The organism is Geodermatophilus tzadiensis, assembly GCF_003002915.1.
Taxonomy (GTDB): Bacteria; Actinomycetota; Actinomycetes; order Mycobacteriales; family Geodermatophilaceae; genus Geodermatophilus; species Geodermatophilus tzadiensis.
In genome coordinates this window covers 58674-80963 of sequence record NZ_PVTG01000007.1, presented here as the reverse complement: position 1 = coordinate 80963, position 22290 = coordinate 58674, and the positions used below count along the sequence as shown (strand labels likewise).

The 22290-nt window shown below is 75.1% G+C and carries 21 protein-coding genes; 14 read left to right on the top strand and 7 right to left on the bottom strand.

Annotated features, from left to right (window positions below; translation table 11 throughout):
- Window positions 1-228: 228 nt before the first annotated feature.
- Together LY71_RS11110 and LY71_RS11105 are read left to right on the top strand one after the other, a co-directional pair.
- Window positions 229-1593: an MFS transporter gene (locus tag LY71_RS11110; RefSeq protein WP_106277373.1), complete on the top strand. Its 1365-nt coding sequence runs from the start codon at window positions 229-231 to the stop codon at window positions 1591-1593.
- A gap of 13 nt (window positions 1594-1606) precedes the next feature.
- Entirely contained in the window at window positions 1607-3508 is a 1902-nt protein-coding gene (locus LY71_RS11105) for an acyl CoA:acetate/3-ketoacid CoA transferase (protein WP_106277370.1), read from the top strand.
- 117 nt (window positions 3509-3625) lie between these two features.
- Here the strand turns inward: LY71_RS11105 and LY71_RS11100 are convergent, their stop codons facing one another.
- The 4 genes from LY71_RS11100 to LY71_RS11085 all read right to left on the bottom strand — a co-directional run bounded on the left by LY71_RS11100 (window position 3626) and on the right by LY71_RS11085 (window position 7086).
- Window positions 3626-4558: a quinone oxidoreductase family protein gene (locus tag LY71_RS11100; RefSeq protein ID WP_106277368.1), complete on the bottom strand. Its 933-nt coding sequence runs from the start codon at window positions 4556-4558 to the stop codon at window positions 3626-3628.
- Between the two features lie 100 nt (window positions 4559-4658).
- On the bottom strand, window positions 4659-5126 hold the full coding sequence (locus LY71_RS11095; RefSeq protein ID WP_106277366.1) for a DUF1579 domain-containing protein: 468 nt from the start codon (window positions 5124-5126) through the stop codon (window positions 4659-4661).
- A 61-nt stretch (window positions 5127-5187) separates the two neighbouring features.
- Window positions 5188-5688: a cupin domain-containing protein gene (locus LY71_RS11090; protein WP_106277364.1), complete on the bottom strand. Its 501-nt coding sequence runs from the start codon at window positions 5686-5688 to the stop codon at window positions 5188-5190.
- Between the two features lie 261 nt (window positions 5689-5949).
- Window positions 5950-7086: an ROK family transcriptional regulator gene (locus LY71_RS11085; RefSeq protein ID WP_106277362.1), complete on the bottom strand. Its 1137-nt coding sequence runs from the start codon at window positions 7084-7086 to the stop codon at window positions 5950-5952.
- Window positions 7087-7178: 92 nt separating this feature from the next.
- Here LY71_RS11085 and LY71_RS11080 point away from each other — a divergent pair, with 92 nt between their 5' ends.
- From LY71_RS11080 to LY71_RS11070, 3 genes are all read left to right on the top strand, one after another.
- Window positions 7179-8483 (top strand): YbiU family protein, encoded by a 1305-nt coding sequence (locus LY71_RS11080; RefSeq protein WP_211297263.1) that lies wholly within the window; start codon window positions 7179-7181, stop codon window positions 8481-8483.
- Between the two features lie 412 nt (window positions 8484-8895).
- Window positions 8896-9393 (top strand): GNAT family N-acetyltransferase, encoded by a 498-nt coding sequence (locus tag LY71_RS11075; protein WP_106277360.1) that lies wholly within the window; start codon window positions 8896-8898, stop codon window positions 9391-9393.
- Window positions 9394-9595: 202 nt separating this feature from the next.
- Entirely contained in the window at window positions 9596-9961 is a 366-nt protein-coding gene (locus tag LY71_RS11070; RefSeq protein ID WP_106277357.1) for a response regulator, read from the top strand.
- Here LY71_RS11070 and LY71_RS11065 read toward each other — a convergent pair.
- Genes LY71_RS11065 through LY71_RS11055 form a run of 3 tightly spaced genes read right to left on the bottom strand, consistent with a single transcriptional unit; the run spans window position 9850 to window position 14053 of the window.
- A complete protein-coding gene (locus tag LY71_RS11065) occupies window positions 9850-12024 on the bottom strand; it encodes a GAF domain-containing sensor histidine kinase (protein ID WP_106277355.1) in 2175 nt (724 codons plus the stop codon). The two genes, LY71_RS11070 and LY71_RS11065, sit on opposite strands and share 112 nt — an antisense overlap.
- Window positions 12025-13326: a sensor histidine kinase gene (locus LY71_RS11060; RefSeq protein WP_146146109.1), complete on the bottom strand. Its 1302-nt coding sequence runs from the start codon at window positions 13324-13326 to the stop codon at window positions 12025-12027. It lies immediately after the preceding gene.
- 55 nt (window positions 13327-13381) lie between these two features.
- Window positions 13382-14053, bottom strand: coding sequence for a response regulator transcription factor (locus LY71_RS11055; protein ID WP_106277351.1), 672 nt, complete (start codon window positions 14051-14053; stop codon window positions 13382-13384).
- A gap of 467 nt (window positions 14054-14520) precedes the next feature.
- On the opposite strand from LY71_RS11055, the gene LY71_RS11050 reads away from it, so the two are divergent.
- The 9 genes from LY71_RS11050 to LY71_RS11010 all read left to right on the top strand — a co-directional run bounded on the left by LY71_RS11050 (window position 14521) and on the right by LY71_RS11010 (window position 22287).
- Entirely contained in the window at window positions 14521-15405 is an 885-nt protein-coding gene (locus tag LY71_RS11050) for a type II CAAX endopeptidase family protein (protein ID WP_146146108.1), read from the top strand.
- A gap of 94 nt (window positions 15406-15499) precedes the next feature.
- Entirely contained in the window at window positions 15500-16450 is a 951-nt protein-coding gene (locus LY71_RS11045) for an ATP-binding cassette domain-containing protein (protein ID WP_106277347.1), read from the top strand.
- Window positions 16447-17262 (top strand): ABC transporter permease subunit, encoded by an 816-nt coding sequence (locus tag LY71_RS11040; protein ID WP_106277345.1) that lies wholly within the window; start codon window positions 16447-16449, stop codon window positions 17260-17262. Before LY71_RS11045 ends, LY71_RS11040 begins: the two co-directional genes overlap by 4 nt.
- Window positions 17263-17347: 85 nt before the next feature.
- On the top strand, window positions 17348-18130 hold the full coding sequence (locus LY71_RS11035) for a hypothetical protein (protein ID WP_106277343.1): 783 nt from the start codon (window positions 17348-17350) through the stop codon (window positions 18128-18130).
- Between the two features lie 157 nt (window positions 18131-18287).
- A complete protein-coding gene (locus tag LY71_RS11030) occupies window positions 18288-18854 on the top strand; it encodes a dihydrofolate reductase family protein (RefSeq protein ID WP_106277340.1) in 567 nt (188 codons plus the stop codon).
- A gap of 77 nt (window positions 18855-18931) precedes the next feature.
- Window positions 18932-19501 (top strand): glycerophosphodiester phosphodiesterase family protein, encoded by a 570-nt coding sequence (locus LY71_RS11025; protein ID WP_106277338.1) that lies wholly within the window; start codon window positions 18932-18934, stop codon window positions 19499-19501.
- Between the two features lie 202 nt (window positions 19502-19703).
- Window positions 19704-20696, top strand: a complete 993-nt coding sequence (locus tag LY71_RS11020; RefSeq protein WP_211297262.1) for a patatin-like phospholipase family protein — start codon at window positions 19704-19706, stop codon at window positions 20694-20696.
- A gap of 107 nt (window positions 20697-20803) precedes the next feature.
- On the top strand, window positions 20804-21544 hold the full coding sequence (locus LY71_RS11015; RefSeq protein ID WP_106277336.1) for a ComF family protein: 741 nt from the start codon (window positions 20804-20806) through the stop codon (window positions 21542-21544).
- Window positions 21545-21576: 32 nt separating this feature from the next.
- Window positions 21577-22287, top strand: coding sequence for a histidine phosphatase family protein (locus LY71_RS11010; protein ID WP_106277334.1), 711 nt, complete (start codon window positions 21577-21579; stop codon window positions 22285-22287).
- Window positions 22288-22290: the final 3 nt, after the last annotated feature.

Genomic DNA, 22290 nt, shown 5'->3' with positions numbered 1-22290 from the left:
GGACCTGCACCGTCGTCCGTGGGCGCTGTCCGGTCCCGTGCAGCGCCGAGCCGGGTCCTGCCGACGGCCACCTGCGCGACGGTCGTCCCGGGACCCCCGGCTGCCGCACCCGTCCCGCACGCCGAGCCGGTCGCCCCTCGCGGACGGCTCCCGGATCGCCGGTGTCCCACCCTCGGCCGCGGGCACCGGCGACGACCACAGGTCCTGCACACGAACAGGGGAGGAACCATGTCCGGGTCTCACCAGGACGCCGCCGTCCCGCCGGCGTCCCGCACGTCCATCGTCAAGGTCGTCGGCGCCAGCCTCGTCGGGACGACCGTGGAGTGGTACGACTTCTTCCTCTACGGCTCGGCCGCCGCGCTGGTCTTCAACACGCTGTTCTTCCCCGACTTCGACCCGCTCGTCGGCACGCTGCTCGCGTTCGCCACGTACGCCGTGGGCTTCGCGGCCCGCCCCATCGGTGGGGTGGTCTTCGGGCACTTCGGCGACAAGATCGGCCGCAAGCAGATGCTGGTCATCACCCTGATGATGATGGGCGGCGCGACGTTCCTGATCGGCCTGCTGCCGACCTACGCCCAGATCGGCATCTGGGCGCCCGTCCTGCTGATCCTCCTCCGGCTGGTGCAGGGCTTCGCCCTCGGTGGCGAGTGGGGCGGTGCGGTGCTGATGGCCGCGGAGTACGGCACGCCGGAGCGGCGCGGGTACTGGGCCTCCTGGCCGCAGGCCGGCGCCCCGGCGGGCAACCTCCTCGCCGTCGCCGTCCTCGCGCTCGTCTCGGCGTTCACCGACGACCAGCAGTTCGAGTCCTGGGGCTGGCGCATCCCCTTCCTGCTCAGCGCGGTGCTGGTGGGCGTGGGTCTCTGGATCCGGGTCTCGATCGAGGAGTCGCCGGTCTTCCGGGCCGCCCGGGAGCAGTCCGCCGAGGCCGAGGAGGCCCCCAAGCTGCCGGTGGTCCAGGTGCTCAAGGACTACCCCCGGGAGATCATCCTGGCCATCGGCGCCCGCCTGGCGGAGAACATCGGCTACTACGTCTTCACCGCGTTCGCCCTGGCCTACGCCACCGGTGAGGCGGGTGTCTCGCGGGGCACGGCGCTGAACGCGGCCCTCATCGCCTCCGCGATCCACTTCGTGGCGATCCCGGCCATGGGCGCGGCGTCCGACCGGTTCGGCCGCCGGCCGGTCTACCTGGTGGGGGCCGTGGGCGTCGGGGTGTGGGGCTTCGTCTTCTTCGCCCTGTACGACTCGAAGTCCTTCCTGCTGCTGGCGCTCGCCGGGACGGTCGGCCTCGTCTTCCACGGAGCGATGTACGGGCCGCAGGCGTCCTTCTTCTCCGAGCTGTTCTCCACCCAGGTGCGCTACAGCGGCCTGTCGGTGGCCGGTCAGGTGTCCTCGATCGTGGCGGGCAGCCTGGCCCCGATCATCGCCACGGCGCTGCTGATCGAGTACGGCAGTTCGGTGCCCATCTCGCTGTACCTCGCCGGTGCCGCCGTGCTCACCGTGATCGCCGTCGTGCTCAGCCGGGAGACCGCGCGCAGCGACCTGACGCGGGACCCCGTCGCCGATCGGGCGTCGGTCGGCGCCGGCCGGCGCTGAGCCCCGCCGTCCGGTGCAGCGCAACAAGGTCATCTCGGCCGACGCCGCGGCGCGGATCGTCCTCGACGGCGACACCGTCGCCACCGGCGGCTTCGTCGGCGTCGGGTTCGCCGAGGAGCTGGCGCTCGCGCTGGAACGGCGGTTCGAGGCCACCGGCTCGCCGCGGGACCTCACCCTGGTCTACGCGGCGGGCCAGGGCGACGGCGGCGCGCGTGGACTGAACCACTTCGGTGCCGACGGCATGGTGCGCCGGGTCATCGGCGGGCACTGGGGGCTCGTGCCGAGCCTCGGCGTGCTCGCGCTCGACGACCGCATCGAGGCGTACTGCTGGCCGCAGGGAGTGATCAGCCACCTGTTCCGGGAGATCGCCGGCGGGCGCCCGGGCGTGGTGACCAAGGTGGGGCTCGGCACGTTCGTCGATCCGCGCCACGGCGGCGGCCGGATGAACGAGTGCACCACCGAGGAGCTGGTCGAACTGGTGACGCTGCGCGGGGAGGAGCACCTGTTCTTCCCCGCGCAGCCGGTGCATGTGGCCCTCCTGCGCGGGACGACGGCCGACCCCGAGGGCAACATAACCATGGAGCGGGAGGCGCTCACCCTCGAGGTGCTGTCGATGGCGCAGGCGGCCAAGAACTCCGGCGGCGTGGTGATCGTGCAGGTCGAGCGGGTCACCGAGCACCGGACGCTGAGCCCGCGGGAGGTGCGGGTCCCCGGCATCCTGGTCGACGCGGTCGTCGTCGCACAGCCCGCCAACCACGGTCAGACCTTCGCCGTCGCCTACGACCCCGCCTACACGGGCGAGGTCACCGCGCCCAGCACCGGGCTGGCGCCGATGCCCCTCGACGCGCGCAAGGTGATCGCCCGCCGCGCCGCGATGTGCCTGTCGACGAACGCGGTGGTGAACCTCGGGATCGGCATCCCCGAGGGGGTGGCGGCCGTGGCGGCCGAGGAGCGGATCCTCGACCTGATCACGCTGACCGTCGAGCCCGGCGGTGTCGGGGGCATCCCGGCCGGCGGGTTGAGCTTCGGCGCCGTCACGAACCCGCAGGCGATCATCGACCAGCCGTACCAGTTCGACTTCTACGACGGCGGCGGGCTGGACCAGGCGTTCCTGGGCATGGCCGAGGCCGATGCGGAGGGGAACGTCAACGTCAGCCGGTTCGGTCGCAGGGTCGCCGGTGCGGGCGGCTTCATCAACATCAGCCAGAACGCCAAGGCGGTCTTCTTCCTCGGCACCTTCACCGCCCGCTCGCGGGTGGCGGTGCGCGACGGCGCGCTGGTCGTCGACGACACCGGCGCGGTCGCGAAGTTCCGCGAACGGGTCGGGCAGGTGACCTTCAACGGGCGCCTGGCCGTCGAGCGCGGGCAGTGCGTGTACTACATCACCGAGCGGTGCGTCCTGCGGCTCACCGACCGGGGCCTCGAGCTGGTCGAGGTCGCCCCGGGCGTCGACGTGGACCGGGACGTCCTGGCCCACATGGACGTCGCTCCCGTCATCGGGGACGACCTGTGCACGATGGACGCGGCGATCTTCCTCGACCGGCCGATGGGGCTGCGCGACCGACCTCCCGTCGGCATGGAGGAGCGGTTCCGGTTCGACGCGGCCACCGACACCGTCTACGTCAACTTCGAGGGACTGCGGCTGGCGACGGCGCAGGACGCCGAGGACCTGGCACGGGAGCTCGACCGCCGGTTCTCCGCGCTCGACCGGCGGGTGCACGTCGTCGTCAACTACGACCACTTCGACCTCGGCCCGGATGCGGCGGATCCCTTCTTCGCCATGGTCAGGAGGAACGAGGAGCGCTTCTTCCTCTCCTCCACCCGCTACTCGACCAACGCGTTCTTCCGCCGCCAGCTGGGCCGGGAGTTCACCGAGCACGACCTCTACGCCGACTTCAGGGAGCGCCCTCGCTGAGTGCGTCCCCGCCCGGGAGCTGCGCCGCTGACCTGGGTGCCGGGGAACGGTCGTGCCCCCGACCCGGCGCGCAGGTCGCGGGCACCACGTCCCCCGGCTGGGCGTCACCGGGCAGGGCTACGGCTCGAGGACGAGCTTCCCGCCCGGGTGCCGGCTCATCAGCAGCTCGGTGGCCTCGAGGGCGTCGGCGAGCGGGAAGGTCCGGGCGACGGGGACGACGAGCCGCCCCTCACCGGCCAGCCGGACGAGGTCGGCTCGCACGGAGTCGCGGTAGGCCTGGCTGGCCGGCATCGAGCCGGCGATCGCGGTGAAGCCTCGGGCGGCCGCCCGCTCGGGCGCGGCGATGGTGACGATCCGGTCGCGGTCGGCCACCAGCGCGAGCGAGACGTCGACGGCCTCGTCGGTGCCCACGCAGTCCAGCGCGGCCACCACCCCCTCCGGCGCCGCAGCGCGCACCCGCTCCTCGAGCCCGTCGCCGTACCGGACCGGTACCCCGCCGAACCGGGTCACGACGTCCGACCTGCCCGCACTCGCCGTCCCGACCACCCGGGCCCCCAGCAGCGCAGCCTGCTGGAGCACGCTGACCCCCACCGCGCCGGAGGCACCGTGCACGAGGATCGTGTGGCCCTGGCGGACGCCGGTCACGTGCAGCACCTCCGCGGCGGTGCACCCGGCGAGCAGCAGGGTGGCGGCCTCGCCGAACGACAGCGAGGCGGGCTTGGCGAACACGTCCCGCGCCGGGACGGTCACCTCGGTCGCCCATCCGCCGCTGATCCGGAACGCGAGGACCTCGTCGCCCACGGTCACCGGTCCCGACCCGATCCCGGTGTCCTCGCCGACCGCGCTCACCACGCCGGCGACCTCGTAGCCGATCGCCTTCGGGAAGCCGGCCGGGTCGCCACGGGCGACGTGCCGGGCGTCGGCGGGGTTCATGCCGGCCGCCCGGACCGCGATCGTGACCTCCCCGTGCTCCGGCGGGGGCACGTCGTGGTCCTCGAACGCGAAGACGTCCAGGCCCCCGGGGCGGGTGGCGACCCAGTGCCGTGCCATCTCGCCAACCTAACGAGCCCGAGGTCGCCGGACCGAGCGGTTCCCGAGCTGCCAGGCGCGCCTCCGGTGACCGTGCGGTCGTCCCACCGGCCGATCCGCGCTACCGGTCGATCCGCTCGTAGGTCAGTCGCAGGTCGTCCTCCCAGGGGCCGCCGTCGCGCGACATGCGGCCCCGGGCGTCGAGTCGACGGCCGTCGCCGGCGACGGTGAGGACCGTGCGCTGGGCGAAGCCCGCCTCGTTGCGCTTCCACGACACCTCCCCGTCGCCCACCTCGACGGTGTACCGGCGGGAGGTGCCCCGCTCGTCGAAGTAGAGCATCGTGAAGGTGCCGGCGGCGTCGTCCGAGCCGATCACCGCCACGCCGCTGGGGACCTCCGGCTCGTCGATCTCGGAGCGCATCACCACGAAGGCGCCGCCCTCGAGCCGTGCGAACGAGGTGCGGCCGTGGAAGGTCGTCCCCGGGACCAGCGGGTGCGTCCCGGTCGTGCGCCAGTCGCCGAGCAACGGCGCCAGCGGTGCGAGTGCGGGGTTGGGTCGCTGCGCTTCCGAGCCGATCGGTGCCGTCATCCGCAGGATGGTCCCAGGCCGCGGCCGTTCTCCACCTCCTGCCCGACGTGGCCCGGACGGCTCACGGCCGGACGCCGTGGCGCTCGACGAGATCCGCGACGCGGTCCCAGTGGAAGGTCACGCCGTAGCGGGCGTGGTGCGCGTCCAGGGCCTCGTGTCGCTCCTGCGGGGTCAGCGCGGAGTCGGTGAAGATCGCGCCGGCCTCGTCGTAGTAGTGGGCGAACGTCTCCGGCACGTGCAGCTCCATCACCTGCGCGGGCTCGCTGCCCGGGTCCCAGAAGGCGTGCGGCACGCCGCGCGGCTTGATGACGTAGCTGCCGGCCCCGGCGGTGACGGTGTCCTCGCCCACCTGGAAGACGACCGTGCCGGAGATGACGTAGGAGCACTCGTCCTCCCGGGTGTGGGTGTGCGGCGGGACGAGTGCACCCGGGGCGATCCGACCCTCCATGACCAGCAGGCGACCGCCGAGGTGGTCGGCGTGCACCTTGTGGGTCATGTCCAGCGCGGGCACTCGCGTGCCCTCGCCGGGCCGGATGACCCGGCTGTCGGGGTCCTGGCTCATCGTCACTCCCCTCCCGCGCTCTCGCCGCCGACGGGGCGCGTGCTCGTGGTCGTCGGTCCGGGCCACCCCGTCGCCGACCGCGCAGGGTGCCACGGGACCGGTGGTCGGGACGCCGCGGACGCCTGCGCGGTGAGCGCCACGAGCCCGTCGACTGCGCCCCGTCAGCGTCTGCGCACCCCGTCGTGGGTACGCGCACCGCGCCGGCTGCGCCCGACGCGTGGACCCCGGGTGGGGACGGGACCGGGACCCGCACCGGCGTGCTCAGGTCGGCGGCTGCCGACGGGTCGAGATCACCGCCCGGAGGTCGCGGAGCGCCGCTGCGCGGGCTCCGCCGAGGGCGGGTCCGGTGGTGACCCGGGCGGGCCGGAGGGGGACGTGCCGGGGGAGTCCGGCCGCGCGGTCGGAGACGGCCTGCAGCACGGCCGGGTGGCTGCCCCAGGCGCCGCCGACGACGACCAGCCGGGGATCGGTCACCGCGACGAGGGCCGCGACCACGCCACAGACCGCGTCGGCCAGGGCGGCGAGGGTCCCGTCCGGGCGGTCGCCGTCGGTGGCGACGGCGGACAGCAGGCGGTCCACGTCCACCGCCGTCGAGTCCTGCCGTCGCAGGCGCAGCTCGGCGAAGACGTCGGTGAGGGCGACGGCGCGCCCGCCGGGTCCGCGGGTCAGCACGTGGGCGATCTCCCCGGCGAGCCCGCCCCACCCGCGCCGGACCTCGCCGTCGGCGACGACGGCACAGCCGAGGCCCTCGCCGAGGTACAGGTACACGAAGTCGTCGAGGTCCTCGGGTCCGGCGGCCGCCCGCTCGGCGCGGGCGGCCCAGTTGACGTCGTTGTCCACGGTCACCGGACCGGCGACCAGCGGGGCGAGGACCTCGACCGGGGAGAGCTCGCCGACCAGGAAGGGCGCGTCGGGCAGGTGCACCAGCCGCCCCGAGGACCGGTCGACCGGGTCCGCGGCGCTGACGACGGCCAGCCGGGCCGGCCCCGCGTCGGCCAGGACCTGCTCGGCGACCGCCCGCAGGGCTCCTGCCACCTGCGCGGGACGCGCCGGTCGCCCGACCTCCTCGTGCTCCCGGGCGACCAGCCGACCGTGCACGTCCACCGCCTCCGCGACGACGCCCTCGGGGGCGATGCCGACGACGAGCGCGACCCCGAGGTCGGGGGCGAGGGCGTAGTAGCTGCCGATCCGGCCGGGACCCGTGGTGCGCTCGCCGGTGTCGCGCAGCACCCCGGCCTCGGTCAGCCGGCGCACGCTCTCGCCCACGGTGGGCTTGGAGATGCCGGTCCGGGCGGCGATCTCGGCGCGGGTGAGGCGCCGCTCGTCGATCAGCGCGCGGAGCACGTGTTCGTCGGTCAGCGACCGCAGCAGCTCCAGCGACGGCTTGGCGGGGGACACGCGCCGATCCTAGTAAGGACTCTTGCCTGACTCGGGGATCCGGGCTACGGTCCCCTCCAAGTAAGGAGTCCTTCCTGATTGGAGCGCGTGCCGTGACCCTCACCGTCCCCGGGACCCCGCGGGCGACCCCGCTGCCGCCGCTGCCGCACTGGGAGACCACCCCGGACGACCTGCCGGCCGCCATCCGCGAGGTCAAGCAGGCGATCCGGGCGCGCATCGCCGCCTCCGGCCGCACCGTCGAGGAGGTCTTCGCCGTCGTCGAGGCGCGCGTCGCCTCCGCCGTCGCCGAGGTCGAGGCCGCCAGGACCCGCGGCGAGGACGTCTGGCCGGTCGTCGACCACGCCGACATCGAGGCCGGGACGGTCTCCGCCGAGCAGCTCGCGGCCCTGCGCCGCCGCGGCTGCCTGGTCGTGCGCGGCCACTTCCCCCGCGAGCAGGCGCTGGCCTGGGACGCCGGCATCGTCGACTACGTCGAGAGCAACCGCTTCTTCGAGGAGTACCGCGGCCCGGGCGACGACTTCTTCGGCAGCGTCGGCTCCACGCCCGAGATCTACCCCGTCTACTGGTCCCCGGCCCAGATGGAGGCCCGGCAGAGCGACCGGATGGCCCGCGTGCAGAGCTTCCTCAACGGGCAGTGGAGGTCCGAGTCCGACGGCGTCCGGTGGTTCGACCCCGACCGCGACTCGATGTACCCCGACCGCATCCGCCGCCGCCCACCGGGTGCCGACTCCGGCGGCCTGGGCACCCACCTGGACCCCGGCACCCTCGACCTCTGGATGACCGGGGCCTACCAGCGGGCGTTCCGGCACCTCTTCGACGGCACCGTCGAGTCCTACGACCCCTGGGACGCCGCCCATCGCACCGCCGGCCCGCAGTACCCCGGCTCCACGATGTGCTCGGCGTTCCGCACGTTCCAGGGCTGGACGGCGCTGTCGGACATGTCCAACGACCAGGGCGTGCTGCACACCGTCCCGATCCCCGAGGCGATGGCCTACCTCATGCTGCGCCCGCTGCTGTCCGACGTCCCCGAGGACAGCATGTGCGGGGTCACCACCAACCGGGTCTTCCCGGCCACGCAGAAGTGGCACTCACTCCTGCTGCGCGCGGTCACGCCCATCCCCGACGTGCGCGCCGGCGACTCCGTCTGGTGGCACTGCGACATGGTCCACGGGGTCGACCCGGTCCGGGACCAGCAGGGCTGGGGCAACGTCATGTACGTCCCCGCCGCGCCGTGGTGCCCGCGCAACGAGGCCTACGCCGCATCCGTCCGGGAGGCATTCCTCACCGGCTCCAGCCCCACCGACTTCCCCGCCGAGCACTACGAGCGCACCTGGCCCAACCGGTTCCCCGTCGACCGGCTCAACGACACCGGCCGCCGCGGCCTCGGCCTCGCCTGAACGCCGGCCACCACCCGCCGACCGCCGCACCCGGGTGCGGCGGCCGGCGGCGTCGCCCGCAGCGGGCGGGGTCGACGACGGTCGTCCCGGCGACGGTCCTGGTGGGGCGCCGCCCCGATCGTCCCGGCGCCCGACCAGCGCCCCGAGCCCACGCTGCGGGTCGCCGGCCACGACGGTCACGCGGAGCCCGCCTCGCGCCAGGGACCGAGCCCAGGCATGGTGCGGTCGTGCCCGCCCGTGACCGCCCAGGGAGACCGCAGCTGCCTGGCGCAGGACGGGGGCTCCCATCCCGGCCAGGGCACCGGGCCATGGGCTGCTCCGCGGACAGCGACGAGGTCTCAGCCGTGTCTCCAGCCGTGCCGCGGCTCACGGGCGCCGGCTGCGGCTGGTCCCCGCCGAACGGGAGCCCCACGTGGCCGGGCTGAGCGAACCGGCGGTCCGTCGGGCGTTGCCGAAGGACGCCGAGCGGCTGCTCGAGGTGAGCCTGCGAGCCATCCGGCGCTCCGCGGCGGATCACTACCGCCCTCGGGAGATCGAGGCGTGGGCGGGGCGGCGCAGCGTCGCAGGACACCGGTGGATGATCCACAACACCGCGGTCCTGCTCGCGGAGGTGAACGGCGAGGTCGCCGGGTTCGCCGGTGTCGCCCTGCAGCAGGTCGGCCACCTGCAGGTCGGCGAGGTCGACCAGCTGTTCGTCGACCCGGACTCCGGCGGACGGGGCATCGCCCGCCTGCTGCTGACCTCCGTGGCGTCTCTCGCTCGAGCGGCCGGCCTGACGGCTCTGCACACGCATGCCTCGTGGCGGGCGGTACCGGCGTTCGAGAGGCTGGGCTACGAGCGCGTCGAGGTGGAGGCGGTCGAGCTCTCCGACGTGACGCTCACCCGAGTCCTCATGCGGACCCGGCTCTGAAGGACCCCGGTCGCCGAGCGGCCCCGGTCGGCGGCTCCCGCTGCGGCGGGGACCCGGGGCAGCCGGTCGGGGCTCCCCGAGGCCGGGTGGCACGTCGCCGGGTCAGGCACTCGAGAGGGGGGGTGGCCCCACCCGGCGCGTGTGGTCAGCACGGTGCGGCGGGCCGGCGGGACAGGGGACCATCCGGGGAGGAGGGGTGCCGATGAGCGAGGTCCGCGTCCTCGTCGTCGACGACCACGACTCGTTCCGGCAGGCCATGGCGAGCGTGGTCGAGGCGACCGACGGCTTCGTCCTGGTCGGGTCGCTCGCGTCGGGTGAGGCCGCCCTCGAGGCCGTCACGAGGCTCCGCCCGGGGCTGGTCCTGATGGACGTCCACCTGTCGGGGATGGACGGGATCGAGGCGACCCGGCGGATCCGGTCGGCGGCCGGCGCTCCCGTGGTCGTGCTGGTGTCGAGCTACGACGTCGGGGAGCTGGACCTGCGGGGCTGCGGCGCCTCGGCGTACGTCCCGAAGAACGCACTGGGACCCGATCGGCTGGCCGAGTCCTGGGCACTGGCCTCGGCCTGACGGGCCGCCGGTTCGACGGGAGGAGCGGGGATCCGGGCCCGGAGGGAGGTCCCGGCCGCGTCGCTGCGCACGCTCACCGACCCGCCCACCGCCTCGACGCGGTCGACCATCGACTCCACGGGATCGGCCGGCGCCGGGGACCCGTTACGGGCGGGCAACCCGTCCAGGTCGAGGCGCAGCTCCGCGTCGTGGCAGGACACCCACACCTCCAGCGCGGTCCCGGACGCCTGCACCGCCTCGCGGCAGCAGGAGTACACGGCGGCCTCGGCCTCGGGAGCGAACCGCAGCCCGTCGACGGAGGCGTCGAGGTGGAACGTCGCGACGCGTCGGGCCCGGGACGCGAGGGTCCGCAGCGCGGGTCCCAGGCCGGAGCGGCCCAGCTCCACGGGGAAGACACCGTGGCTGATGCGGCGCAGCGCCTCGAGCGCCTCGGTGACCCGGTCGACGAGGGGCTCCAGGTCCGGCGGCGTCCCGCCTGCCGTGGCCGCGGCGGCCTCCTCCAGGCGCTCCGGCAGCGGGGTGAGCTGCGGCAGGACGTCCTCGGTGATCGCACGCTCGAGCCGGATCCGCTCGAGGTCCCGGGCCTGGATCAGGCGCAGCCGGGACTGCGTCAGCTCCCGGGTGCGCCGATCCAGGGTGGCGACCGACGCGGCGAGCTCCGACTCCAGCTTGGCGTTCCGGAAGGCCAGGGCGGCGTGGTCCGTCAGGTCGGACAGCAGGCGGCGATCGGCCTCACGCAGGTCGCGGCCGGCGGGCATGTGGACGGTGAGGTGCCCGAGGACCTCCCCGCCGTCCCGGATCGCCAGGTCGGAGGCGACGAGCGGGGGGTGGCCGGACGGCGGCTCCGCGGGCCAGGTCGCCCGCAGGGCCGGCGTGGCCGTGAGCGCCAGGGTCGCGGTGACCCGCCTCGCCGACACGCTCGTGCCCGCCGCGACGGCCGTGGCCGCGAGCAGTTGCTCGGGCGTGGGGCTCTGCGTCAGCCGGGCGCTGAGATCGGCCAGCGCCTCGTAGGGTGCGGCGCGGCGGCCGTAGGTCAGCCGGTCGGCCGCTCGCAGCACGCGGCGGCGCACCGGCTGGAAGGCGAGGGCCGCGACGACGGTCGCGGCGAGCGAGGGCCAGACCGCGTCCGTCCGCCCGTCGGGGAGGCTCCCGAGGAGGACGACCACGGTCACGTAGCAGGCGGAGACGAACCCGGTCGCGATCGCCAGGACGACGGCGCGGCTCACGACGAGCTCGATGTCGAACAGCCGGTGACGCAGGATCGCGATCCCCGCGCAGACGGGCAGGGCTGCCCACGCGAGGAACACGGGGAGCAGCAGGACGACGAGCGTCGACCCCTCCGCCGTGCCCACGGCCACGTCCCAGACCCACAGCAGCAGCAGGCCGGAGGCGAGACCCCCCGCCGGCAGCGCCACCCACAGCAGCTGGCGGCGCACCTCGCCGTCAGCGCGGCGCAGCCGGACGACGAGGGACGCCGCGCCGGCCGCCAGCGCGGTGATGGTCAGCGCGTTGGCGGCCAGGTACAGGTCCGCGGTCAGGGCCGTGGGGGAGGTGGGGTGCCCTCCGGCGTCGAGGTCCACGGGCGCCACGGTGAGCACCGCAGCCGTGTGGGCCACCAGCGCCGCCGCGCAGCAGAACAGCGCCGGGAGCCACCGGCGGGATACGAGCCGGCCGTCCGGCACCAGGAGGAAGAGCGCAGCGGTCACCTGCAGCCCGGTGGTCCCCGACAGCAGCGTCCCCACCCACTGGGAGAGGTGTCCGAGGTCCGCCGGGCGGTCGGGCCCGAGTGCGGCGGCCCGGGCACCGTAGGCGGTGGTCACCATGCCGACGGCGGTGAGGCACTGACCGGTGCTCAGCAGCCAGCCCACGGGGTGCCCCGGCCGCCGCTGGACGACCAGGGCGCCGAGGCAGGCCCCGACCACCGTCGCGACGGGGATGAACGGCCACCCCTCGACCAGTGACCCGACGGAGGTCAGTGGCTGGAAGGAGGCCAGGAGGACGGACTGACCGACCGCGCAGACGAGCGTCACCCCGAAGGCCAGCCACGCCCACGCGGACCGCACTCAGGCCTCCGGTCCGGTGCGGAGCGGGACGCGGGCGCGCACCCGGACGCCGCCGGCCGGCGATGCGCCGATCTCGAGGAGACCACCCACCGCGTCCATCCGGTCGGCCATGTTGGCCAGGCCGGTCCCGGTCCGGGTCCGCACGCGGTCGAAGCCGTGGCCGTCGTCCTCCACGGTCAGGGTCACCGCGCTCTCCTCCCGGGCCAACCGGACCCGGACCTCGGCCGCTCCGGAGTGCTTGGCCGCGTTCTGCAGCGCCTCCAGGCACGTGAAGTAGAGCGCGGCTCCGACGTCGGCCGGGCAGGAGCCGACCGGGTCGGCGTCCACCCGCACCGCGATGCCGCTGGACGCCGCCGCCTCGGCGAGCGCCTCGGGGAGCCCCTGTTCGGTCAGCACGGACGGGTAGATGCCCCGGGAGAGGCTCACGACGGTCCGGACGGTGGTCCGCGCGGCCGGGGCCTGGGCGGCGAGGACCTCGGCCGCGCGCTCCGGTGAGCGCTTCGCGAGCGACTGGGCCAGGCGCAGGTTGACCGTCAGCGCGAGCAGGTGCTGCTGCGCCCCGTCGTGGATGTCCCGCTCCAGCCTCCGGCGCTCGTCGTCCTGCGCCGTCACGAGCCGACGTCGGGAGGACCGCAGCTCCTCGGCCCGGGCCGACAGCTCCGCGAAGCGCTGGGCCAACGCCGTGCGCAGCCGCACCTCGCCCAGCACGAGACCGGCCTGGCCGGCGAGGCCGGTGACGAGCCGGTCCTCGACCGGGGTCAGCTGCCTGCCCCCTCGCGGACGCAACCGGATCTCCCCGAGTGGCCCGCCGGCGTACCCGACGCCCAGGTGCAGGACCGCGGGGTCCTCGGGCGCGCGCCCCCGACCGTCGCCCGCAGCCGGCCAGCTCCCCGCCCGGACCATCCGGCCCCGCACGTCCAGCCAGACCTCGGCCCACTCGGCATCGGTGCCCTGCACGAGGGTCCGCGCCATCCGGGTCGGGATCTCCTCGGCCGGGTACGACCCGGCGACCGCGTCGCAGAACCCGCGGAGGACCTCGTAGGGCGGGGGCCTGCCCCCGTTCGTGAGCCGGGCAGCCCGGTGTTCGACCCGTGCGCGCAGCGGCTCGAACGACAACGCCACGACCGTGGTCGCCAGGATCGACAGGACCGTGTGCGGGGACGACGGGTCGCCCAGCACCTGGGCGCCGCCCAGGACCACGACCACGTAGACGGTCCCCACGAAGAGGGTCATCACCGAGGCGACGACGAGGGCGGTCCGCCGCTCGGCAGCCGTGCGTGGGCGCCCCCGTCGCGGGTGCATGGCGGCAGTGTGCTGCACGGCGAGGCCCACCGGGAGCGCCGTCCGCGTCAGGCGGTCACGCGGACGCCGTCGCCTCGAGGAAGGTGAGCACCGCCACGACCCGGCGGTTCACGTCCTGCTCCTCGGCCACGCCGAGCTTCTGGAAGACCGACCCGATGTGCTTCTCGACGGCGCGCTCGCTCATGAACAGGCTCTTGGCGATGGCGGTGTTGTTGCGTCCGGTGGCCATCGCCTGCAGCACCTCGTGTTCCCGCTCGGTCAGGACGGCGAGCGGCGACCGTGCCTCGGTGGCCCTGCGCGCCACCAGTCCCTCGACGACGCGCGGATCGAGCGCGGAACCGCCCCGTGCGACCTCGTGCAGCGCGCGGACCAGCTCGTCGACGTCGGACACCCGGTCCTTCAGCAGGTAGCCCAGGCCCGCCACACCGTCCTGCAGGAGCTCGAAGGGATAGGTCCCCTCCACGTACTGGGACAGGACCACGACACCGATGTCGGGGTGCGCTGCCCGGATCCGGCGGGCTGCCTCGATGCCCTCGATGGTGAACGTGGGAGGCATCCGGATGTCGGTCAGCACGGCGTCCGGGTGTTCCGCCGCCACGAGCTCCACCAGCGCCCGGGGCTCGCCGACCACCCCGACGACGTCGACGTCCTCCGCCTCGGCCAGCAGGGCCGCCACCCCCTGGCGCACGAGGTAGTTGTCGTCGGCGAGGACCACCCGCAGCGCCATGGCGGGGACTCTAGGGCTCGGTCGAGGCCGTCGGGAGAGCGCGCCGGATCGGCGGCCGGCCCGGTCGGGGTGGCCGCGTCCGCGCCCTGCGGAGGGGGCTGCCCGCACGGTCGCGGTGGTGCTGTCCCGCACCCCTCCCCGGTGCTGGTCCCGGCCGGCGGTGGGCGGGAAGGGCCCCGGGCGTGCGGTCCGCACGGTCCCCGAGGACACCTCCGCTCCCTAGCGTCCTGACCACGGCGAGCTCCGGGTCGCCGACGCCGCTCCGCCGACCGGGCCGGCGCACCGTCCCCCACACCGGAGGGAAGACGCACGTGACCACACGCCTCCCGGGCGATGCCTCCGCCTCACCCCGGTTCCCGGACGGTCCCGATCCGGTCGAGCCACCCCGCCCGAGGCGGGACGGCCGCGACGCGTCCGGCTTCCGCGGTCTCGCCGCGCGTCGTCCGGCGGCCGCGTTCCTGGTCCTGGTGTTCTCCATCGGGTACCCGCTCATGGCGGTGCCCGTCCTCGTCCTGCACGGGGTGGTCCCCGGCGAGGACCTCCTCGAGGGCCTGCCCAGGGACCCCGACGAGCTGTCCGGCCTGGTGCTCACCGTGTTCGCCCTCCTGCCGTCGGCCGTGTACGTGACCTGGGCCGCCGAGGGCCGGGAGGGCGTGCGGAGGCTGTTCCGCCGGGCGTTCCGCTGGGACTTCGGCGTCGGCTGGTGGGTGTTCATCCTGACCGCGATGCCCGCGCTGACCGTCGTCGCCGGCCTGCTGCTGGGTGACTCGCTGCGGCCGGTCCACCCCGGTGCGTTCCTGCTGACGCAGGCGGGCCAGCTGCTGGTCAACCTGCTCCTGGTCAACCTCTGGGAGGAGACCGCCTGGGCCGGGGTGCTGCAGACGAGGCTCGAGCGGCGGCACAACGTGTTCGTCGCGGCCCTCCTCACCGCCGTGCCGTTCGGGTTCGCCCACTGGCCCCTGGCGTTCCTGGGGGAGTTCACCGCCACGTCGGCCGTGGTCTCCCTCGGGGCGTACATCGTGCTGGGGGTCCTCGTCCGCCCGCTCGCGGGCCTCACCATGCGGGGGACCCGGGACAGCGTGCTGGCCTTCGCCCTCGTGCACACCCTGTTCAACCGCACGAACAACCCCGACGGCATCCCCGGCACGCTGCTCGACGGCAACGGCAACGGCTACGGGCTCGTCGGCGTCGTGCTCCTGCTGACCGTCACCGTCGCGCTGATCGTGCGGCGCCGGCTGGGCACGGCCTACCGGTCACGACTGGACCAGCAGTCCGCCGCCTCGACGGCTGGTGCACCCGTGGTCCGGTCCGCCCTCGAGCAGGACGCCGCCCCGACCAGGTCGCCGCACTGAACCCGGACGGCCGGCGCCGCCACGAGGGCCCGGCCGGACCGCTCACCGCGTCCCCGGACGCACGTCCCCGCAGTCCCTCCTCCGAGGAGCAACCATGATCGAGATCCGCGGCCTCACCAAGGTCTACGGCAGGACGACCGCCGTCGACGACCTCACCGTCACCGTCCGGCCCGGTGTGGTGACCGGGTTCCTCGGCCCGAACGGCGCCGGCAAGTCCACCACGATGCGGGCCGTCGTGGGGCTGGACCGTCCGACCTCCGGGGAGGTGCTGGTCGACGGCCGGCGGTACGCCGACCACCCCGCGCCGCTGCACCAGGTGGGCGCCCTGCTGGACGCCGGAGCGGTCCACCCCGGCCGCAGCGCACGCAACCACCTGCGTGCCCTCGCCGCGACCAACGGCATCGGGCACCGCCGGGTCGACGAGGTGCTCGAGCTCGTCGGCCTCAGCGAGGTGGCCGGACGGCGCGTCGGAGGCTTCTCCCTCGGCATGTCCCAGCGACTGGGCATCGCCGCGACCCTGCTGGGAGATCCGGCGGTGATCCTGCTCGACGAGCCGGTCAACGGCCTGGACCCCGACGGCATCCGGTGGATCCGCGGACTGCTGCGCGCGCTCGCCGCCGAGGGGCGCACGGTCTTCGTCTCCTCGCACCTGATGAGCGAGATGGCGCTGACGGCCGACCACCTGGTCCTCCTCGGTCGCGGCCGGCTGCTCGCCGACGTGTCGATGCAGCAGATGACCGCCACGGCCACCGGACGCGTCACGGTCCGCACCCCGCAGCCGGAGGAGCTGACCCGGCTGCTGGTCGTGGCAGGTGCGGTGGTGTCCCGGCCGGAGCCGGACGTGCTGACGGTGACCGGCACCACCGCCGAGGAGATCGCCGGGACCGCGCTGGCGGCCCGGATCCTCCTGACCGAACTCGTCCCCGTCCACGCCTCGCTCGAGGAGGCCTACCTGGCGATGACCGCCGACGACGTCCAGTACCGGTCCACCACCCCCGCCACCCCCGCCACCGACCCGACAGCGCCCCGGAGGGCCGCCGCATGACCACCACCACGGACCGCCGCGACACCGCCCCCGCAGCCGCGGAGCTCCGGGTGACCCAGCTGCGGGTCCTCACCGCGGAGGCGATCAAGTTCCGCAGCCTGCGCTCGAACTGGTGGCTCGTGGTCGCCAGCGTGCTCAGCGTCCTCGCCGCCGGGGTCTCCCCGGCCCTGATCACCGCACTCACCGCTGGTGACCCGGGTGCCGGGGAGCCCGGCGGGACGGATGCCGTCGGAGGCGCGCTGAGCGGAGTGAGCTTCACCCAGCTCCTGATCGCCGCCCTGGGGATCCTCGTCGTCACCGGCGAGTACACCACCGGCTCGATCCGGACCACCTTCACCGCGGTACCGGGGCGGCTACCGGTGCTCTGGGCGAAGGCCGTCCTCGTCGCGGTGGTCTCCGCCGCCGCCACCCTCGCCGCCGTGGTCACCGCCTTCTTCACCGCGCAGGCCGTCCTGGGCGGCACCGGGACGAGCATCTCCCTGGGCACGCCGGGGGTGCCGCGGGCGATCGTCGGCGCGGCGCTCTACCTCGGCACCACCGCAGTCCTCGGGGCCGCCGTCGGAGCGCTGCTGCGCAGCGCCGTGGGCGCCATGGCAGCCGTCTTCGGGCTGCTCTTCGTGCTCCCCGTGGTGGGACTGCTCGTCCCCCAGGTCGACCCGTTCCTGCCCACCAACGCCGGCGCGGCGGTCATGCAGACCGGCCCGGTCGCGGGGGAGACCCTGCCGCCCTGGGCCGGACTGGGCGTGTTTGCCCTCTACGCCGCCGTCGCCCTGGCGGCCGCGGCCCTCGCCCTCGCCCGGCGCGACACCTGACCGAGGCCCGGCCACGGGCGGCCCGTCCCCGCGGCCACCCGTGGACCGCGGCTGCGACCACCGGGACCACCCGAGAGGAACCGTCATGACCGCTCTCACCCCGTCCCCGCCCAGGGACCGCGCCTCGACGCCGGTCCGCAGGCGGGGCACGGCCCTCACCACCCTCGGCGCCGTGCTCACCACGCTCGCGGTGCTCGCCGGCGCCGCCGCCACCGCCCTCCTGATCGCGTTCGGATCCGACGGCGGACTCGACTCGGGACCTCGGTCGCTCACCACGTCGACCGCCGCGCTCGTCACCGACGACGCCGGCACGGACGACGTCCGGGGCTTCGCGGACGTCCTCGGCAGGCCGACAGTGCGCGTGACGTCGCAGACCGGAGACCCCGCCGGTGTGTTCATCGGCGTGGGACCGGCCGACGCCGTCGACGACTACCTGGCCGGGGTGGAGGTCGACGAGGTCACCGACGTCGGCTTCGACCCGTTCGAGCTGGCCGTCACCCGGAAGCCGGGGAACTCCCGGGCGGCGCCCCCCGGTGAGCAGGACTTCTGGCTGGCTTCCGCGAGCTCCCCGTCGCAGGCGGAGCTGAGCTGGCCGACAGCGGCCGGCGACCACCGGCTCGTCGTCATGAACGCCGACGGCAGCCCGGGCGTGGTCACCTCGACCAGGGTGCAGGTCGAGCTGCCCCACGTGGTCGCCGTCTCGGTCGGTGCGCTGATCGGCAGCGCGCTCCTCGCGGCAGGCGGCATCGCGCTGCTCGTGGTGGGCATCCGGCGGATGGCGGGCGCCTCGAGCGGGCGGGTGCCCGGGGAGGGCCCGGCCACGTGGCCACCGGCGGATCCCGTGGTCCGTCCGGGACCACGGGGATAGCGAGCCGGTCCGCCGCCGGCCGCGGCGGGGGTCCCGGGGCGGCCCTCGTCCCGTCCGCCCCTGACCGGTCGCGGCGAGCGGAGGGCCGCGGGACCGATGAGTTGGTCCGCGTCCGCCGGTCCCAGCTCCCGGACCGGGACGTCCACCAGGAGGACGCGTGCGGGAGATCGTCGTGCACATGATGCTGTCGCTGGACGGCTGCTTCGAGGGGCCGGACTCCGACCTGAGCTGGCACCGCGTCGACGAGGAACTGCACGCGCACTTCAACGAGCAGCTCGCGGCCGGGAGCGCCTTCCTCGAGGGCCGGGTCACCTACGAGCTCATGGAGGCGTTCTGGCCGACCGCCGACCAGGACCCCGACCTCCCGCCGGTCGTGCACGAGTTCGCCGGCATCTGGCGGGCGGTGCCGAAGATCGTCTTCTCCCGCACGTTGCAGCAGGTCGGCCCCAACGCGTCGCTGCGGGCGGAGGTGGACCCCGACGAGATCCGCGCCCTGAAGGAGCAGCCCGGCGGGGACATGACGCTCGGCGGGGCCGACCTGGCCGCGACCTTCCGCCGGCTGGACCTCGTCGACGAGTACCGGCTCTACGTCAACCCGGTCGTCGTGGGCCGCGGCCGGCGGCTGTTCGGGACCGCCGACCAGCCGACCGACCTGGAGCTGGTGGAGAACCGGCGGTTCGGCAACGGCGTCGTCCTGCTGCGCTACGCCGTCCGCCGGCCCTGAACCCGGCCGGTGGGTTCACGGGCGCGCCATCGGCACCACGCGTCGGCGTCACGGGATGGCCGGGCACCGGCCCGGTCGTGGGCCGGACCCCGTTCGCCGCGGTCCGCGACCTCCGGCTGCCCGACGGGACGTGCGTCCCCACCCTCACCGAGGCGCTGGAGCTCGTCGCCCGCCGGCGCGCCTTCCTCGTGACCGAGGTCGAGCCCGAGGCGGGCGGCGCCGCCGGCGCCCGCACGGCCCGGCTCCTCGCCGGCCTGCTGCACGCCCGCCGCCTGCACCGCCCGGACGCCGACCGCGTCAGCACCACGTCCTTCGACCTGCGCACCGCCGCCGCACTGGCCGGCTGCGGCTCCGTGTCCGGAGCCCTCGTCGTCGCGCCCCACGTGGATCCCGACGTCGCCGCCCGGCGTGCCCGGGACCGCGGGCTGACCGACGTCCACCTCCACCCGGTCCACGTCCGTCGGGACCATGACGTCGTGCGCCGGGTGCGCAGGCTGGGCGTGCAGGTCGCCGTCGGGGTGGTGAACGACCCCGAGGAGGCGCGGCTGATGGCCCGGCTGGGCGTCGACATGGTCTGCACGGACGACCCGGTCGGCCTCGCGCACCGACGCCGTTCCCCGGTCCTCGGCGGCGGGCAGCCGCGCTGAGCTCCGGCCGCGACCGGCAGGAAGCCGGTTGTGCACCGCGTCCCCGGTGTGCGAGCGTCCCGGCGATCGTGACCGACCGGCAGGAGGTGAGACCCGTGCACGCAGGATCCGCAGCGGGGGCTCCCCTGCAGGCCACGATCACGCGACGGAGGTGGTCGCGACCGGGAGCGCCCGCGAGCCCCACTCGCGAGAGGCGACACCCATGGAGACAGCACCACCCCTGACCCCGCACGGCACCTCGGCGACCGCTCCCGATGGGGCGGGGACCGACCGGGACCAGCCGCGGGCCGACGCCACGGGGCCGGCGCCGGTCGCGGGCGAGCGGGCGCTGGTCCTCGGCGGCGGGGGATCGACGGGCAACGCGTGGTTGATCGGCGTCGTCGCCGGCCTGCTCGACGGCGGTCTGGACGTGACGGAGGCCGATCTGGTCATCGGGACGTCGGCCGGCGCCACGGCCGCGGCTCAGCTCACCGGCGCGAGCCCGCACGACCTGCTCGCCGCCGTCCTCGCCGCGGCGCCCCCGCCACGGTCCCGTCCGGTCGGGTCCGACGGCGGACGCGTCCCCGTCGGGCCGGTGGCCGACCACCTGGAGAGGACGAGCCGCATCATCGCCGCCGCCGAGGACGCGGCCGACATGCGCCGCCGGATGGGCGCGGCGGCGCTCGAGACGGACGCGGCGTCGGACGGCTCCGGGCGAGCCCGGTGGCGCGCCACCGTCGCCGCCCGGCTGCCGGTTCGCCGCTGGCCGGGACGAGCGCTGCTCATCACGGCGGTCGACGCCCACACCGGCGAGCCGGTCGTGTTCGACCGCCACAGCGGAGTGGACCTGGTGGACGCCGTGGCCGCCAGCACCGCCGGCGGCCCGCCCCACGGCATCGGCGACCGCCGGTACATCGACGGCGGCTACCGATCCGTCGAGAACGCCGACCTGGCAGCCGGGTACCGGCGGGTGCTGGTGCTGTCGCCCCTCGGCGGCAGGTCGCGGCACCCGCGGCAGTGGGGCACCCACCTGGCGGCCCAGGTCGACGTGCTGCGCGCCCGCGGCAGCCGGGTCGAGACGATCGTCCCGGAGGTCGGCTCCGAGCACCTGTTCGGCGCCCGCGCGATGGACCTGTCGCTGCGGCCGCCCGCCGCTCGGGCCGGTCACGCCCGGGGCAGGGCGCTCGCCGGGCGGCTCACCGCGTTCTGGCGCTGACGCCGCACCACCCCGGTGTCCGTCGTCGTCCGCAGGTGTGCGCGCCCGGGACCTCCCTTAGAGTCCGCCTCCCGATCGAGCGGTGCCGACGGTCTGCAGAGGTGAGGATGCCCATCGACCTGGATCCGCTCGAACCGGCGCCGGCGGGCTTCGACGCCTGTGCCTCCTGCGCCTACCGGACGACGGGGACGCCGGCGATCTGCTTCGCGTGCGCCGTCGCCGGCGACGGCGCACCCGACGGGCCGACGTGCGCCGTCTGCGGTCGGGCCGTGGAGGTGGGCGGTGCGTGCGCCAACACGGTGTGCGGCTTCGACGACCGCTGGTTCTCCCGCCTGTACACCGTGTCGGGCGACGCGGACGAGATGTGGCGCGCGATCTACCGGTTCAAGTACGGGGAGGAGCGCGACCTGGCCGAGGTGCTGGGGCGGATCCTCGTCGGCTTCCTGGAGGACAACCGCGGGGAGCTGGCCGGCTACGACCTGATCACGACCGGCGCGATCTACGTCGGTCCGCGGGCGCACCGGCTGTGGGACTACCTGCAGGTGATCGTGGAAGCGGCCCGGCGCGAGGGGCCGGGCTGGCCGTTCGCGCCGGGTCTCATCGCCAAGTCCGGACCCACCGGGCGCTTCCTCGGCATCAGCGCGCAGGAGCGCCGCGCGATCGCCGAGGGAGAGCTGCGGGCCGCGCTGTCGGTGCCCGAGCCCGAGCGGGTCGCGGGCCGCCGGGTGCTGGTCTTCGACGACGTGTACTCGGAGGGGTTCTCGCTGCGGGAGATGGCGCGGGCGCTGCTGGGGGCCGGCGCGGTCGAGGTGGCCGGTCTGGTGCTCGCCCGTCGCAAGGGCGGCTGAGGCGGGGCCGCGGGCTCCGGGAGGAGGAGCAGGTGGCGACGGAGCTGTACCTGGTGCGGCACGGCGAGGCCGTGGCGAACGTCGAGCCGGTGATCGGGGGCATGCGGGGCGACCCGGGCCTGACCGTCCGGGGACGGGAGCAGGCGCGCCTGCTGGAGCGGCGGCTGCGGGACCGGCCGGTGCGGGCCGACCGGCTCGTCGCCAGCCCCCTCCCGCGTGCGCTGCAGACCGCCGAGTACGTCGCCCGGGCGCTGGGACTGCCGGTGCAGCGGGACGACGGGCTGGAGGAGCTGCGTCCCGGGGAGGCCGACGGGCTCACCGTGGAGCAGTGGCGGGCCCGGTACCGCCGCGGCGAGCAGCCACCCGGGACGCGGGACCCCTACCGGGAGTTCTCCCCGGGCGGTGAGAGCTGGGCGACGTTCCTGGCCCGCGCGGGCGGCGCCCTGTCCCGGCTCGTCGCCCGTCACCCGGACGAGACGGTGGTCGCCGTGTGCCACGCGGGGGTCGTGGAGGCGTCGTTCGCCCTGGCCTTCGGCCTGGGCCCGAGCGGGAGGCGGGTGGACTGCGCGCCGCGGAACACCAGCCTCACCCACTGGCGGCACCGGCCCTCGTCCGCCGGCGAGCCGGAGTGGACGCTGGTCTCCTTCAACGACGCCGACCACCTGACGGGCAGCGGCCTGCCCGCCGCCCCGCCGCGCGACGCCGTGCCGCTGCCCGGCGAGGACCCTGCCGCGGACGCGTGAGCA